The 15,786-nt window shown below is 40.0% G+C and carries 20 protein-coding genes; 3 read left to right on the top strand and 17 right to left on the bottom strand.

The window, feature by feature from the left end; all coding sequences use genetic code 11:
• Nucleotides 1-2: 2 nt before the first annotated feature.
• The 16 genes from rplX to rpsL form a co-directional block, all read right to left on the bottom strand.
• Nucleotides 3-317 carry a 50S ribosomal protein L24 gene (gene rplX / locus BFP75_RS15440; protein ID WP_099546263.1) on the bottom strand — a complete coding sequence of 105 codons (315 nt, stop codon included), beginning with the start codon at nt 315-317 and terminating at the stop codon, nt 3-5.
• A 12-nt stretch (nt 318-329) separates the two neighbouring features.
• The gene (gene rplN, locus BFP75_RS15445; protein WP_027064819.1) at nt 330-698 is read right to left on the bottom strand and encodes a 50S ribosomal protein L14; all 369 of its coding nucleotides are present in this window, start codon (nt 696-698) and stop codon (nt 330-332) included.
• A 3-nt stretch (nt 699-701) separates the two neighbouring features.
• Complete coding sequence (gene rpsQ / locus BFP75_RS15450) at nt 702-959, bottom strand: 30S ribosomal protein S17 (protein ID WP_094996003.1); 258 nt, start codon at nt 957-959, stop codon at nt 702-704.
• Nucleotides 960-972: 13 nt separating this feature from the next.
• Nucleotides 973-1,164, bottom strand: coding sequence for a 50S ribosomal protein L29 (rpmC, locus tag BFP75_RS15455; protein ID WP_099546264.1), 192 nt, complete (start codon nt 1,162-1,164; stop codon nt 973-975).
• A gap of 12 nt (nt 1,165-1,176) precedes the next feature.
• The gene (gene rplP / locus BFP75_RS15460) at nt 1,177-1,602 is read right to left on the bottom strand and encodes a 50S ribosomal protein L16 (RefSeq protein WP_099546265.1); all 426 of its coding nucleotides are present in this window, start codon (nt 1,600-1,602) and stop codon (nt 1,177-1,179) included.
• A gap of 21 nt (nt 1,603-1,623) precedes the next feature.
• Entirely contained in the window at nt 1,624-2,343 is a 720-nt protein-coding gene (gene rpsC, locus BFP75_RS15465) for a 30S ribosomal protein S3 (protein WP_099546266.1), read from the bottom strand.
• Nucleotide 2,344: 1 nt separating this feature from the next.
• Nucleotides 2,345-2,752 (bottom strand): 50S ribosomal protein L22, encoded by a 408-nt coding sequence (rplV, locus tag BFP75_RS15470; RefSeq protein WP_099546267.1) that lies wholly within the window; start codon nt 2,750-2,752, stop codon nt 2,345-2,347.
• A gap of 3 nt (nt 2,753-2,755) precedes the next feature.
• Nucleotides 2,756-3,034, bottom strand: a complete 279-nt coding sequence (gene rpsS / locus BFP75_RS15475) for a 30S ribosomal protein S19 (RefSeq protein WP_099546268.1) — start codon at nt 3,032-3,034, stop codon at nt 2,756-2,758.
• A 13-nt stretch (nt 3,035-3,047) separates the two neighbouring features.
• A complete protein-coding gene (rplB, locus tag BFP75_RS15480; protein WP_099546269.1) occupies nt 3,048-3,872 on the bottom strand; it encodes a 50S ribosomal protein L2 in 825 nt (274 codons plus the stop codon).
• A gap of 9 nt (nt 3,873-3,881) precedes the next feature.
• Nucleotides 3,882-4,172, bottom strand: a complete 291-nt coding sequence (rplW, locus tag BFP75_RS15485) for a 50S ribosomal protein L23 (RefSeq protein ID WP_099546270.1) — start codon at nt 4,170-4,172, stop codon at nt 3,882-3,884.
• Between the two features lie 4 nt (nt 4,173-4,176).
• The gene (gene rplD / locus BFP75_RS15490; protein ID WP_099546271.1) at nt 4,177-4,809 is read right to left on the bottom strand and encodes a 50S ribosomal protein L4; all 633 of its coding nucleotides are present in this window, start codon (nt 4,807-4,809) and stop codon (nt 4,177-4,179) included.
• Nucleotides 4,809-5,432 (bottom strand): 50S ribosomal protein L3, encoded by a 624-nt coding sequence (gene rplC / locus BFP75_RS15495; protein ID WP_099546272.1) that lies wholly within the window; start codon nt 5,430-5,432, stop codon nt 4,809-4,811. Before rplC ends, rplD begins: the two co-directional genes overlap by 1 nt.
• A 225-nt stretch (nt 5,433-5,657) precedes the next feature.
• Complete coding sequence (gene rpsJ / locus BFP75_RS15500) at nt 5,658-5,963, bottom strand: 30S ribosomal protein S10 (protein ID WP_007094989.1); 306 nt, start codon at nt 5,961-5,963, stop codon at nt 5,658-5,660.
• 9 nt (nt 5,964-5,972) lie between these two features.
• Nucleotides 5,973-8,102 carry an elongation factor G gene (gene fusA / locus BFP75_RS15505; protein ID WP_099546273.1) on the bottom strand — a complete coding sequence of 710 codons (2,130 nt, stop codon included), beginning with the start codon at nt 8,100-8,102 and terminating at the stop codon, nt 5,973-5,975.
• A gap of 5 nt (nt 8,103-8,107) precedes the next feature.
• The gene (gene rpsG, locus BFP75_RS15510) at nt 8,108-8,584 is read right to left on the bottom strand and encodes a 30S ribosomal protein S7 (RefSeq protein WP_099546274.1); all 477 of its coding nucleotides are present in this window, start codon (nt 8,582-8,584) and stop codon (nt 8,108-8,110) included.
• Between the two features lie 23 nt (nt 8,585-8,607).
• Nucleotides 8,608-8,982 carry a 30S ribosomal protein S12 gene (gene rpsL, locus BFP75_RS15515; protein ID WP_027078345.1) on the bottom strand — a complete coding sequence of 125 codons (375 nt, stop codon included), beginning with the start codon at nt 8,980-8,982 and terminating at the stop codon, nt 8,608-8,610.
• Nucleotides 8,983-9,381: 399 nt separating this feature from the next.
• Here rpsL and BFP75_RS15520 point away from each other — a divergent pair, with 399 nt between their 5' ends.
• From BFP75_RS15520 to rlmB, 3 genes are all read left to right on the top strand, one after another.
• The gene (locus BFP75_RS15520) at nt 9,382-12,561 is read left to right on the top strand and encodes a SusC/RagA family TonB-linked outer membrane protein (protein WP_099546275.1); all 3,180 of its coding nucleotides are present in this window, start codon (nt 9,382-9,384) and stop codon (nt 12,559-12,561) included.
• A 10-nt stretch (nt 12,562-12,571) separates the two neighbouring features.
• The gene (locus tag BFP75_RS15525; protein ID WP_099546276.1) at nt 12,572-13,903 is read left to right on the top strand and encodes a SusD/RagB family nutrient-binding outer membrane lipoprotein; all 1,332 of its coding nucleotides are present in this window, start codon (nt 12,572-12,574) and stop codon (nt 13,901-13,903) included.
• A gap of 327 nt (nt 13,904-14,230) precedes the next feature.
• Nucleotides 14,231-14,971 (top strand): 23S rRNA (guanosine(2251)-2'-O)-methyltransferase RlmB, encoded by a 741-nt coding sequence (rlmB, locus tag BFP75_RS15530; RefSeq protein ID WP_099546277.1) that lies wholly within the window; start codon nt 14,231-14,233, stop codon nt 14,969-14,971.
• Here rlmB and BFP75_RS15535 read toward each other — a convergent pair whose 3' ends face one another.
• Nucleotides 14,972-15,727, bottom strand: a complete 756-nt coding sequence (locus tag BFP75_RS15535) for a rhomboid family intramembrane serine protease (protein ID WP_099546278.1) — start codon at nt 15,725-15,727, stop codon at nt 14,972-14,974.
• Nucleotides 15,728-15,786 lie beyond the last annotated feature (59 nt).

Below are 15,786 nucleotides of genomic sequence, written 5' to 3' on the forward strand. Positions count from 1 at the left end.
AACTAAATTACTTCATTTGATTTCTTGGAAACCCTAACTTTTTTTCCATCCCTAACCTCGAAACCTACTCTTGTAGTCTCACCAGATTTTGAATCGATCAATGATAGGTTGGAAATGTGAATTAAAGCTTCCTTTTTCACGATTCCACCCTGAGGGTTTTGTGCACTAGGCTTCTCATGTTTGGAAACAACATTGACACCCTCTACAATCGCTTTATTTTTTTCAAGATTTACGGACATTACTTTTCCCTCGGAACCTTTATGGTCTCCAGAAACAACCCTTACCGTATCTCCTGTCTTTATCTTTAACTTCTTCATCTTATCAACTAATTATAGTACCTCAGGGGCCAATGAAACAATTTTCATGAACTGCTTATCCCTAAGCTCTCTTGCTACAGGACCAAAAACACGTGTACCGCGCATTTCTCCAGCAGGGTTCAATAACACACATGCGTTGTCATCGAAACGGATATAAGAACCATCAGGCCTTCTAACCTCCTTTTTGGTCCTTACGACCACAGCAGTAGAGACAGCACCTTTCTTGATACCTCCATTTGGAGTAGCTTCCTTTACAGTAACTACTATCTTGTCACCTATAGAAGCATATCTCCTTTTTGTACCACCAAGAACACGGATAGTCAAAACTTCCTTGGCTCCGGTATTATCTGCAACCTTTAATCTAGATTCTTGCTGTAACATAACTTATTTGGCTCTTTCTAAGATTTCTACTAACCTCCAACACTTGGTCTTGCTCATAGGACGTGTCTCCATAATCTTTACGGTATCACCGATATTACAATCGTTCTTTTCGTCATGGGCAACATATTTCTTTGTTTTCAAAACGAACTTACCGTACATAGGGTGTTTTACTCTCTTAACTTCAGAAACAACAATGGACTTTTCCATTTTGTCACTGGTTACAACCCCAATTCTTTCCTTTCTTAAGTTTCTTTTTTCCATAAAGCAGAACCAATTATTGGTTTTCCCTTTTAGTTAATTCAGTAGCCAATCTTGCAACCGTTCTTCTCACCTTTCTGATCTGAAGAGGGTTTTCCAATGGAGTCACAAAATGAGCCATTTTTAAATCTGCATGCTGCTTCTTATACTCTGCAAGTTTTTCCGTAAGTCCATCAACAGACAATTCCTTAATTTCCTGATTTTTCATAATTTCCTACGATTAATTGTCAACTGTATAATCTCTTGCAACAATAAATTTTGTTCTAACCGGAAGTTTTTGAGCCGCTAGCCTAAGTGCTTCCTTTGCAATATCCATGGACACCCCGGCAATTTCAAACATTACTCTTCCCGGTTTTACAACGGCCACAAAGTATTCTGGAGCACCTTTACCTTTACCCATACGTACCTCCAAAGGTTTTTTGGTAATAGGCTTGTCCGGGAATATTTTTATCCACAATTGACCTTCCCTTTTCATGTACCTAGTAGCAGCGATACGAGCAGCTTCAATTTGACGGGAAGTCAAAAAAGAAGAGTCCATAGATTTTATTCCGAACATACCATTAGAAAGTTGATGCCCTCTACCGGCAATTCCTTTCATCCGGCCTGTCTGCATTTTTCGGAACTTCGTTCTTTTTGGTTGTAACATTTTTCTCTACTTCTTTAATTATTACTTTCTACGACGTGGCTTTCTTGCCCCGTCTTGCTTTCCAGGTTTGGTGGCCTGCCCTTTTTGCATCCCAATTAATGGGGAAAGCTCCCGTTTGCCATAAACCTCACCCTTCATAATCCAAACCTTGATTCCTAATTTTCCATAGGTGGTCTGAGCTTCTTGCAATGCATAGTCGATATCCGCCCTAAAAGTGGACAAAGGAATTCTTCCTTCTTTGTAAGACTCTGATCGTGCCATTTCAGCGCCGTTCAATCTTCCTGAAATCTGAACTTTTATTCCTTCGGCGTTCATTCTCATTGCAGCAGCAATGGCCATCTTGATAGCCCTTCTAAAGGAAATCCTACTCTCGATTTGTCTAGCAATACTTGCAGCTACAAGATTTGCGTCCAATTCCGGTCTTTTAATCTCATAAATATTGATCTGAACCTCTTTATTGGTAATCTTCTTGAGCTCCTCTTTCAATTTATCAACCTCTTGACCTCCCTTACCAATGATAATACCTGGTCTGGCAGTGGTTACGGTAACCGTAATCAGTTTTAAGGTTCTTTCAATAATAACCCTTGAAACACTTGCCTTGGAAAGCCTAGCATGGATATATTTTCTAATCTTATCGTCTTCTGCAAGCTTATCGCCATAATCCTTTCCTCCATACCAGTTAGACTCCCATCCCCTGATAATTCCTAGACGATTCCCTATTGGATTTGTTTTCTGTCCCATTCTAGTTCTCTATATTATTGTTAGATCCCAAAACCAAGGTTACATGGTTTGAACGTTTTCTTATCCTATGTGCTCTTCCCTGTGGTGCCGGACGCAATCTCTTTAGCATTGTACCGCTATCCACACGAATCTCGGAAACTATCAAGTCAGCATCTTCCAAACTTGCATCCTCATTCTTCGCCTGCCAATTTGCCAAGGCCGAAAGCAACAATTTCTCTAGTTTTCTGGAAGCTTCCTTAGGATTAAATCTTAATATAGCTAGCGCCTTTTCAACCTTTTCACCTCGTACCAAATCGGCCACAAGCCTCATTTTCCTAGGTGAAGTAGGACAATTGTTCAATTTAGCGAAAGCTACTTTCTGCTTTTCAGCCTTAATTCTTTCGGCCATCTGTTTTTTACGAACTCCCATAGCTTACTTCTTTCCTTTATTCTTTGCACCTGCATGACCCCTAAAAGATCTTGTAGGTGAAAATTCCCCTAATTTATGCCCAACCATGTTCTCCGTTACGAAAACAGGTACGAATTGTTTCCCATTATGAACAGCGATAGTCAGTCCAACAAAATCAGGTGTAATCATTGATGCCCTTGACCATGTCTTAATAACTGATTTCTTACCAGAAGAAACACTGTCCTGTATTTTCTTCTCTAAACTGTAATGAACGTAAGGTCCTTTTTTTAGTGAACGTGCCATTTCTTTCTACTTTTTATTTCTTTCTACGTTCTATTATATACTTGTTGGTACTCTTGGTCTTGGAACGAGTCCTGTACCCTTTGGCTGGAATACCTTTTCTAGATCTTGGATGACCACCGGAAGCCCTACCTTCACCACCACCCATTGGGTGATCCACAGGGTTCATGGCTACTGGCCTAGTCCTTGGTCTTCTGCCCAACCATCTGCTTCTACCCGCTTTACCGGACACCAACAATTGGTGGTCAGAATTAGAAACTGCACCTATAGTCGCCATACAAGAAGACAAAACCAATCTTGTTTCACCTGATGGCATCTTAACCGTTACGAATTTTCCATCTTTTGCCATTAATTGTGCAAAAGTACCTGCACTCCTTGCCATAACCGCACCCTGACCAGGACGCAATTCGATACAAGAAATAATAGTACCCAATGGAATTTCGCTTAGAGGCAACGCATTTCCAATCTCAGGCGCAGAACCTGCACCGGCAGAAACTTGTTGGTCCACCTTTAATCCATTTTGGGCAACAACGTATCTTTTTTCGCCATCAACGTACTCCAAAAGCGCTATAAAAGCCGTTCTGTTTGGATCGTATTCGATAGACTTTACCGTAGCGGCAACATCCTGCTTATCTCTCTTAAAATCGATAACACGGTACCTTCTCTTATGCCCACCACCTTTTTGGCGTATGGTCATCTTTCCTTGACTGTTTCTACCTCCCGACTTTTTTAACGGAGCAAGCAAGCTTTTTTCCGGCTTATCAGCAGTAATGGCGTCAAACCCGTTTACTACTCTAAAACGCTGTCCAGGAGTGATTGGTTTTAATTTTCTAACTGACATTTCTTGTCTTTATAGATTACTGTAAAAATCAATTATATCACCTTCCACAACATCAACAATCGCCTTCTTAGTTGCGTTTGTCTTCCCATGCTGTACACCAGTTTTCGTAAATCTGGTCTTTCTTGTCGGCCCATAATTCATCGTTCTAACTTTCTTGACCGAAACACCATAAGTAGCCTCAACAGCATCTTTAATCTGAATCTTGTTGGCCTTCGGATCAACTAGGAAACCATAACGGTTATTCAACTCGCCCTCGGCAGTCATTTTTTCCGTTATAATTGGTTTTATCAACACACTCATGATACTACTTATTAGTTAAATTTGATTCGATTCCTTCCAGAGAGCCTTCCAACAATACCACATTTGATGCATTAAGTATTTTGTAAGTGCTTAATTCTGAATTAGTTATAACATCGGAACCCTTGAAATTTCGAGAAGACAAATATACACCTTTATTTGAACCGCCCAACACTATTAAAGACTTTTTGTTTTCCAATCCCAATGACTTTAAAACATTTACAAAATCCTTGGTCTTCGGTGTGTCAAAATCGAAGTCTTCTACTACCATTATCGCATTGTCCTTGGACTTGATGCTCAATGCAGATTTTCTTGCCAAACGCTTTAGGTTCTTATTCAGTTTTTGGGTATAATCCTTGGGTCTTGGCCCAAATATCCTACCTCCACCTCTAAAAACCGGAGACTTAATACTACCAGCCCTGGCGGTACCTGTACCTTTCTGCTTTTTAATCTTTCTTGTACTACCGGCTATTTCTCCGCGCTCCTTTGCCTTGTGTGTACCTTGTCTTTGATGGGCCAAATATTGTTTAACATCCAGATATACTGCATGCTCATTAGGCTCTATTGCGAATACGCTATCAGAAAGCTCAGCTTTTCTTCCCGTATCTTTTCCATTTATATCTAATACTGCTACCTTCATTACTGCCATCTTTGAATAGTTACATACCCATTTTTATGACCAGGAACACATCCTTTTAGAACTAAAAGGTTTTTCTCCGGAACTACCTTCAAAACCCTAAGATTTTGCACGGTAACTTTTTCACCACCCATTCTTCCTGCCATTTTCATTCCTTTGAAAACCCTAGCTGGATAAGAAGCGGCACCAATAGATCCTGGAGCCCTAAGCCTGTTATGTTGACCATGGGTCGATTGACCAACACCGCCAAAACCGTGTCTTTTAACAACACCTTGGAAACCTTTACCTTTGGATGTACCTATGACATCCACAAATTCTCCTTCTACAAACAGGTCAACACCTAGGGTGTCTCCCAATTTATACTCTCCTTCAAAACCTTGGAACTCAACGACTTTTTTCTTGGGAGAAGCACCTGCCTTTTTAAAATGACCAGATTCGGCCTTATTAGCACGTTTTTCTGCCTTGTCATCGAAACCAAGTTGAAGGGCATTATACCCGTCTACCTCTTCGGTTCTGACTTGGGTAACTACACATGGTCCAGCCTCGATAACGGTACATGGAATGTTCTTTCCATTCTCGTCAAAAATGCTGGTCATGCCTACTTTCTTTCCTATTAACCCAGACATACTTTAATTATTAATTAATATTTATTAAAAACTTTTCAAAAAAATAGGGCCAAAAATAATTCAACCCTGAAATTATTTTATCTCCGTTTTTCCCTCGCCCGCAGCTTAGGACATGTATATTCCGAATTTTTTTCGGAATATTTTAGACATTGGCACAGACACTTCGACTATGCTCAGTGTTTGTTCGGCTAGCGATTCTCCTTAAACAAAGAGAATCGAGTCTCACTAAACCTTGATCTCTACCTCAACACCACTAGGAAGCTCGAGCTTCATAAGAGCATCGATAGTTTTAGAAGAGGAGCTATATATATCCAACAACCTCTTGTAAGAACTAAGTTGAAATTGCTCTCTCGACTTTTTGTTTACGTGCGGAGAACGCAATACGGTAAATATCTTTTTGTGTGTTGGCAAAGGAATTGGTCCCGTTACAACAGCACCGGTAGTCTTTACCGTTTTTACGATTTTCTCAGCAGATTTGTCCACCAAATTATGATCGTAAGACTTAAGCTTTATTCTAATTTTCTGACTCATTTCCTTAAATTATGCTGTTATACCTTTTGCTGCTTTTATAACCTCTTCGGATATGTTGGCAGGCGTTTCCGCGTAATGTGAGAACTCCATGGTAGAAGTTGCCCTACCGGAAGAAAGGGTTCTTAATGATGTTACATAACCGAACATTTCGGACAAAGGTACCGTCGCCTTAACGACCTTAGCTCCAGCACGGTCAGACATATTGCTCACCTGACCTCTTCTTCTGTTCAAATCGCCAACGATATCACCCATGTTTTCTTCTGGGGTGATTACTTCCAATTTCATGATTGGCTCCAACAACACCGCCCTTGCAGCTTTTGCGGCAGCTTTATAACCCATCTTTGCAGCCAATTCGAAAGATAATGAATCGGAATCCACAGCATGGAAAGAACCATCCTTAAGGGTTACCTTCATGCTATCCATTTCAAAACCGGCCAATGGGCCATTTTTCATAGCCTCCCTGAATCCTTTTTCTACAGCAGGTATATATTCCTTGGGAACGTTACCTCCTTTAACCTCGTTTACAAATTCAAGGCCTGATTTTTCTTCATCAGTAACGGGCTCCATAGTAAAGACAATATCTGCAAACTTACCACGTCCACCAGATTGTTTCTTGTAAACTTCCCTATGGTCAGCAGCCCTGGTAATAGCTTCCTTGTACTCAACCTGAGGTTGGCCTTGATTCACTTCTACCTTAAATTCCCTTCTCAAACGATCCACGATAATATCCAAGTGAAGCTCACCCATACCGGAAATAATCGTTTGACCAGAAGCCTCGTCCGTTTTTACTTGGAAGGTTGGATCCTCCTCGGCCAATTTCGCCAAAGCCATTCCTAACTTATCAACATCCGCCTTGGTTTTTGGTTCCACAGCGATACCGATCACAGGGTCAGGGAAATTCATACTTTCCAAAACAATGGGATGCTTCTCATCAGACATGGTATCCCCTGTCTTGATATCCTTGAATCCCACTGCTGCACCAATATCCCCAGCTTCGATAAAATCGATAGCATTTTGTTTATTGGAATGCATTTGATATATACGAGAAATACGTTCCTTTTTTCCAGATCTGTTGTTCAATATATAAGAACCTGCTTCCAATCGACCGGAATACGTCCTAAAAAACGCCAATCTTCCCACAAAGGGATCCGTAGCAATTTTAAAAGCCAAGGCAGCAAAAGGCTCTTTGGCATCCGGTTTACGAATAACAACCTCTCCCGTATCTGGATTAGTTCCTTCTATGGCATCCTTATCCAAAGGAGAAGGCAAATACCTACAAACAGCATCCAACAAGAATTGAACACCTTTATTTTTAAAGGAAGAACCACAAATCATAGGTATTATGGCCCTATCCATAACGGCAGCCCTCAAAGCGGCGTGCACTTCATCTTCAGTAATGGATTCCTCATCCTCAAAGAATTTCTCCATCAATGCTTCATCATATTCCGCAACAGCTTCAATCAAGGCAGCTCTGTACTCCTTAACCTCCGCCTTCATTTCTTCAGGAATATCGATTACATCAAATGTAGAACCAAAGTTATCTTCATGCCAAACAATAGCCCTATTTTTAGCCAGGTCCACTATTCCTTTAAAGTCCGCTTCATCACCGATCGGTAAAACAATTGGTACGGCATTCGAACCCAACATTTCCTTCACCTGATTACAGACTGCTAGGAAATTAGCGCCCTGACGGTCCATTTTGTTCACAAAACCAATTCGCGGCACCTTATAGTTATCGGCCAATCTCCAGTTAGTTTCAGACTGAGGCTCAACACCATCAACCGCACTAAACAAAAAGACCAGTCCATCAAGCACTCGTAAAGACCTGTTCACCTCAACGGTGAAGTCAACGTGACCCGGTGTATCAATAATATTAAAGTGATAACTATTTGCATCCTCAGTAGGCTCCCCATCTACTCTAGGAAAAACCCACTCACAAGTGGTAGCGGCTGAAGTAATGGTAATTCCACGTTCTTGCTCTTGCTCCATCCAGTCCATTGTGGCAGCACCATCATGAACCTCACCTATCTTATGACTAACACCTGTATAAAAAAGTATACGCTCGGTAGTCGTTGTTTTACCGGCGTCAATATGCGCGGCAATCCCAATATTTCTTGTTAATCTTAAATCTCTTGCCATTTTAATTAGAATCTAAAGTGGGAAAATGCTTTGTTCGCCTCTGCCATCTTGTGGGTGTCGACCCTCTTTTTAACAGCAGCACCTTCTTCCTTAGCCGCAGCCAAAATCTCGGCAGCCAATTTTTGGGACATTCCTTTCTCGTTACGCTTTCTAGAGTAACTTATCAACCACTTCATTGCGGTAGAAATTTTTCTGTCCGGTCTAATTTGCATGGGTATTTGAAACGTTGCACCTCCAACCCTTCTACTCCTTACCTCTACATGGGGCATTACATTGCTCAATGCATCCTTCCATAACTCAAGTGCAGTTTTCTCGTCATCTGTCTTTTTTGCCTCGACAATATCGATTGCATCATAAAAAACACTAAACGCTACTGACTTTTTACCATCCCACATCATCATATTCACAAATCTTGTTACCAATTGGTCATTGAATCGTGGATCTGGTAAAAGTGGTCTTTTCTTTGCCTGTCTTTTTCTCATTACTTCTTTTTAAAAAGTGTTAACTACTTCTTGGGACGTTTTGCACCATATTTAGACCTACGTTGTGTTCTACCGGCCACCCCTGCTGTGTCCAATGCCCCACGAACGATATGGTATCTAACCCCTGGTAAGTCCTTTACTCTCCCGCCTCTTACCAATACTATCGAGTGCTCTTGCAAATTGTGACCCTCACCAGGAATATAGGCATTAACCTCTTTCCCGTTAGTCAACCTAACCCTTGCAACTTTTCTCATTGCAGAATTCGGTTTTTTAGGAGTAGTCGTATATACCCTAGTACATACACCCCTTCTCTGAGGACACGAATCCAAAGCAGCCGATTTACTCTTCTTGGTAATTGTGGCCCTTCCTGTTCGTACTAATTGTGAAATTGTTGGCATACTATATAAATATGTATAAAATTTACCCTTTGTTTAAGGGTCGGCAAATGTAGTGATATTTCACTATAAAACAAACCCTACTTTAAATATTTTGGAAACTTTTTTATGAATCCTTTTCTTCTGCGTTCACAAATCAAAAAAATGCCCTTATAAGTGTTCCAAAACTTCAGAACTTTTGAATATTCTTGAAAAAACTTTCTTTTTCCCTCTTTTCAGAATTATAAATAATTACAGAATTCTCAATATTTGAGCTGTTATATTACATTATATAAAATCCACTTAGTGTTTAATCTATAACTCCTAAGAATACTTAGGCTTCTTAAAGTTTTATTAAAATTCCCTTGGATTATTAACGCCATTTTGTGATTTTTGCTGCTAGCTAATTCAAATAATTAAAAAATGAGAACAAAACTAAATGGATTGTTGACGCTATTACTAGCGTTAATTGTGCATATTACTTATGCACAAGAAAAAACAGTTTCCGGTACGGTTACTGACCAGGATGGTTTACCCCTCCCTGGGGTTAACATCGTGGTCCAAGGAACTACCACTGGTACCCAAACTGATTTTGATGGTAATTACTCTATTTTGGCCTCTCAAGGTCAAACTCTAGTTTTTACGTATATAGGTCAGAAAACTGTAAGGAACGTTGTAGGTGCTAGCTCAACTGTGAATGTAACCATGGAAGACGATGCCCAAGCACTAGAGGAAGTAGTTGTTTCAGCATTAGGTGTAAAAAAAGAAGCACGAGCTTTGGGTTATGCGGTACAGACGGTAGGTACCGAAACCATCACCAAGTCTAATGCTACCGACGCACTTTCCGCTTTAACCGGGCAAGCCGCTGGTGTTCAAATCACCAATACTTCAGGTAACGCTGGAGCTGGTAGCAGAATTGTAATTAGAGGGCAAACATCCCTTTCTGGTAATAACCAAGCTTTGTTAATTGTGGACGGTGTTCGAATTAACAACGATCAATTTGCTAGCGAAGCGAGAACTGCTGGTGTAGCGGGCTCAAACAGAGGAATGGACATTAACCCAGCTGACATTGAATCTATAAACGTACTTAAAGGTGCTGGTGCTGCCGCACTTTACGGTGTTGAAGGTGGTAACGGTGTTATTGTAATTACTACGAAGAAGGGTAAGGCCGGAAAATTTGTAGTTAATGTAAGATCGAACGTCACCCTTACCGAAGCAAACAAATTTCCAGACCTACAAAACGAATGGGTTCAAGGATTCAATGGCGAATGGCTAGGGCCTGAAACCGGTACTTTTGGTAGTTGGGGGCCCAGCAGTGAAAATCTATATTGGGACGGCTCTGACTACGCCTACGATAAAAATGGTAGAATTGTTGTTGGTGATACTGGAGGTCTGAAAAAATATCAACCTTACGACCCTTTTGAAGTTTTTACAACAGGTGTTACTACAGAAAATACTTTTTCAATTTCAGGAGGTGGCGAGAAGACTACTTTTAGAATGTCTTACGGTAAACTTTCTGAAAAAGGGATTATACCAAAGAATGACTTTGATAGAAATACCTTGAATTTTTCAGGTTCTGCCCAAATAAGTGAAAGATTTAATGTAAACATGTCTGGAACTTATACTAATTCCCAAGCTTACAGGATACAACAAGGTAGTAATATTTCAGGATTTATGTTGGGTTTGTTAAGAACGCCTCCATCATTTGATAATAGCAATGGTAACGGCAACCAAGCCGTAAATGATCCCTCAACATATGAATTTGCAGATGGTTCGCAAAGAAACTACCGGGGTGGTGGTGGTTATGACAACCCGTATTGGATTATCAATAATACCCCGCGCACCGATGAAGTAAATCGTTTTGTAGGTAGTGTTGGTTTTACCTATAAAATTGCGGATTGGTTGAATTTGGCGGGGAACATAGGTATAGATACCTATGCCGACGATAGGGTACAGTTTTTTGATATTGGTTCAAGAACTAACCCAGCCGGAACTGTAATTTACGACAACTACAATTATAGGCATACCGACAATTACTTTAACGTGAACGGAAATATTGACATCACCGATGATTTTAGTTTTGGTTATTTGCTAGGTACGAATATCTATTCTGAAAGATATACCAACACTTATACACAAGGTGACCAATTAGGTATAAAAGGTTTTAACAATATTACTAACGCGTCTATTGTACAAGGTGATTATGATATCACTAGAGAGAAAAACATTGGTTTTTATGGGCAATTGGATTTTGAATACAAAAGAATGTTATATCTAACATTGACAGGTAGACAAGATTATCTTTCAACCTTGGAAGATCCTGTGAACTATCAGCTATCTGATTTGGCCTTGTTTTACCCATCAGCAAATTTAGGTTTTGTATTTAGCGAATTGACAGGTACGGGTGATTTTCTTTCTTTTGGTAAGTTAAGAGCGTCATGGGCACAAGTAGGAGCCGGTGCTCCCGATGCTTATGCCACTTCTACTACTTACGAAGTAGCTGATATAGGTGATGGATGGACAACGGGTGTAACTTTCCCATTTCAAGGTAATGCAGGTTTCCAGATTAATGATGATTTAGGTAACAATACTTTAGTACCTTCTACCATTACCTCTCAGGAGATTGGTTTAGACCTTCGTTTGTTCAAAAACAGATTGTCATTTGATTTGGCCTGGTATCACAGGTTGGCGGAAGACCAAATTCTTGCCGTGCCGATTGCTCGTTCCTCTGGATCCAATTCCAGTTTTTTAAATTCGGGAGAATTGGAAACCAATGGATATGAAGCTACCGTAAATGCTAAAATTATTGACGGAGAAAACTTTAAATACAATTTAGGAATCAACTTTGATAAAAGTGAAACAATTGTAAATGCATTGGCACCGGGCGTTAACACACAATCTCTTGGTGGTTTTGTTATCTCGAACATTCCTGGAGAGCGTTTTGGGCAAATCTATGGCGGAGCCTTTCTTAGAGATGATGCAGGAAACATCATTATTGACGATAATCCCGATAGTGCGAACTTCGGTTATCAAATTCAGGACCCACAACAGCGCGTTATAGGAGACCCAACACCAGATTTCACCATAGGTTTCAACAATACCTTTACTTACAAAGATTTAACATTGAATTTCCTATTTGAATGGAAAGAAGGGGGTGATATGTGGAACGGAACCGATTGGGCCCTAACCTGGGCAGGTACTTCTTCGGTAACCGAAGATAGAGGTACTACAAGAGTCATTACAGGTGTAAAACAGTCTGACGGTTCTGTCAACGATATTCCTGCTGAGATTAACGAATATTTTTATCGTTCGAGTGGGTTGAATGGTTTTGGTAATGTTGACGAACATTTTGTACAAGATGCCTCATGGCTTCGTTTGAGAACTTTGAATCTTACTTATGATTTAACCAACACTATCAAAAGTGATTTCTTTTCGAACATTAGTGTCTCTTTTACCGGTAATAATCTATGGTTAGACACTCCGTATACAGGGGTCGATCCAGAAACTAGTTTGACTGGTGCAGGTAGTAACGCTCAGGGGGTAGACTATTTCAACAATCCAGGTACAAAATCTTACGGTTTTGGTGTTAATTTAACATTCTAAAAAAAAAGTAATGAAGAAAAATATAATATTCAAAGGATTTTTAATATCCCTGTTAAGTTTGAGCTTTTCTTGCGAGAACTTCTTAGAAGGCACGAACGAGAACCCAAACGATCCCGTTGCAGTTTCACCAGGAGCCTTATTAGCTCCAGCGGAGTTAACCTTGGCTTATGCCTACAATTCTAACCTTTCTCGCTGGTCTGGACTTTTTACCCAGCATGTAAAAGGTGTTGCTAGACAACAATCTGGTTTCGACGGCTATAATTTTACGGCCTCTAACTTTGATACAGATTGGGCTAACCTATATGTTGATGTACTTCAGAATTTAGAAATAATTATTACAGATTCTCAAGCGAATGGTTACAATCATTATTTGGGCGCTGCGCAAACACTTAAGGCTTATACCTTAATGCTGATGACCGATTATTGGAACAGTATTCCTTACACCGAGGCTTTTCAAGGTGTGGGGAATTTACAGCCTGCCTTTGATAGCCAAGCTTTAATCTATGATGAGGTGCATAGCTTGTTGTCGTCAGCTAGAACTAGTTTTAGTGGGACAAACGGTGCATTATCGTTTGATGCCGATCTTATCTATGGTGGTGACGTTGCGCTATGGATAAAAGCTTCCCATGCCATTGATGCAAGAGCATACCTTCATCAAGCACCGCTTAGCGATGCAAATTACACCGCAGCTCTAAACTCTGCTAGCCAGGCTTTTGACTCTTCAGCAGATGATATGACTTTCCAATTTGGAGATGCTGCAACTACAGCAGCACCATGGTATCAGTTTAATAGAGATCGAGGTGATATTGGCTTTAACTCTACTTTTGGAGACGCTTTGGATGCTGTTAACGACCCAAGGCGAGACATCTATGATGGTGATGCTGACATTGACAATTTTGGCGATGTTGTTGATACTCATGAGTATTTTGTTATAGATCAGGCAGTAGAATTAACTTCGTACAGAGAAATGTTGTTCTTAAGAGCTGAAGCACTACTTGCAACTGGGGGCTCTCAGGCAGACATTCGAACAGCCTACTTGGCAGCCATTGAAAGTTCTTTTGCAAGGGTAGGTTTAGAAGCCGAGTATGCTGCTTACATTGCGCAACCAGCTGTTGCTCCTGCAACCATAACGTTGGAAGATGTAATGACACAAAAGTGGTTTGCTTCATATGGTGAACCAGAATCATTTACTGATTGGAGAAGAACCGGAATACCAGTGCTTGAACCCAACAATGGGGTTTCTATACCTAGAAGATGGCTTTATCCACAAACTGAAATTGAGTTGAATTCTAATACACCTGATGCAACATTAACTGACAGGGTTGATTGGGATGTTAATTAACATTTAATATATTAATTTATATTTTGACCCTGTGGATTTTTAATTCACAGGGTTTTTTAATTCCTTCAACTTCAAAAAGTCGAGTTAATCTCCTAATTCAGAAGCTAATGGCTTGTTATTACGAACATGTGTAATCTTTAAACCCTTTTTCGCTGTGCATGCCTGGCATCTTCCCCAAACTACACAACCGTCTACACTAGTAGGGTTAACAACTACAATTTAGTTTTTCGTAATAGTCTCTTTGAATTGTTTTTTGTGTTAAATAAAGAAAGAATAGTTTAAAATCCAAATAGTTTCCAACCTAATATTTAAATATATCTTTGTTCAATGGAAAAAACTACTCAAATCTACGGCATAAGAGCTATCATCGAAGCTGTAAATTCTAATGAAGAAATTGACAAAGTCTTTCTACAAAAAGGATTAAAAGGTGATTTAATCCGAGATTTGGAAAATCTTCTCCGTAAAAAAGAGATTACAATTGCCTATGTACCTGTTGAAAAACTAAATAGACTCACAAAAAACAACCACCAAGGTGCCGTTGCTAACATATCTCCTATTACTTTCTATACGTTAGAGGAACTCGTAGAAAAGTCAGAAGGCAAAGAGAAACCCGCTTTATTTTTACTTCTAGACCAATTATCAGATGTTCGCAACTTTGGTGCTATCATCCGCACCGCAGAATGTACGGGAGTAGATGGTATTATCATTCAAAAAAAAGGTGCTGCACCTGTAACAGCGGATACAGTAAAGACCTCTGCAGGTGCCGCCTTTAAAGTTCCCATTGCAAAAGTGGGCCACATTAAAGATGCCATATTCTTTTTACAAGCTTCAGGGGTTAAAGTTGTATCTGCAACTGAAAAAACCAATGACTTAATTTATGACATTTCGTTGAAGGAACCTTTGGCAATCGTTATGGGAGCGGAAGATCAAGGTATATCCCCTTCCATTCTAAAAGCTTCGGATCATTGCGCCAAACTGCCTTTACTGGGTGAAATCGAATCGCTGAACGTCTCCGTCGCCTGTGCGGTTTTCCTTTACGAGACCGTTAGACAACGAACAAGAAATTGATTACTCTTCTTCCCGCTCATTTTTTTCAGAAGATTTGTAGATATACCGTATTGTGATTTTGCTATTTTCTTCCTGCTCCTCCTCTGGATGCTGAGGGTTTTCTATAAAATTCCCTTCAGCATCAAAATGTTTTAAAAAAGGATCATCGGCTTCGTTATAATCCTCCCGCTCCCAATCGTATTTTTTAGGTTTGGGGACCTTGGAGTCGAAAACAAGTGCGAATATCAATCCAGTTAAGAAGCCTGCCAAATGTCCTTCCCAGGAAATTCCTTCCTTTACAGGGAAAATATACCATAGAAGACTCCCATAAATAAATACCACTACAAGAGATAGTGCGATGAGTCTGTAATGTTTGGCAAAAACACCTTTAAAAAAAATAAAACTTGCCAAAACATAAATCAGTCCACTTGCGCCGATATGATAGGAAGGTCTACCAATACTCCAGGTAATCATACCTGATAACACAATACCCAAAAGAACGACCCGCAACGCAATACTTCTGTAGAAATAGAAAAGGGCAGCCAATAATATGGCCAAAGGTATGGTATTATTGTACAAATGCTCCAAAGAACCGTGTATGAAGGGACTGAATACAATCCCTTTAAATCCTGCCAAACTTCTAGGGTAGATCCCAAATTCGTTATAATTGGTCTTATTCAATAATTCCATCCAATACACAGACCAAATGGCCAGTACTCCAAGGAGTGGAGCCAGCAAAACGGAATTGGAAAATTTGAAATGTTCTGAATCGGACATAGAAACAAAATAACAATTAATCGGCCAAAAATGGGAATCGGTTAAATTGTCATTTCTAG

The sequence above is a fragment of the Maribacter sp. 4G9 genome (genome assembly GCF_002742265.1).
Classification (GTDB): domain Bacteria; phylum Bacteroidota; class Bacteroidia; order Flavobacteriales; family Flavobacteriaceae; genus Maribacter.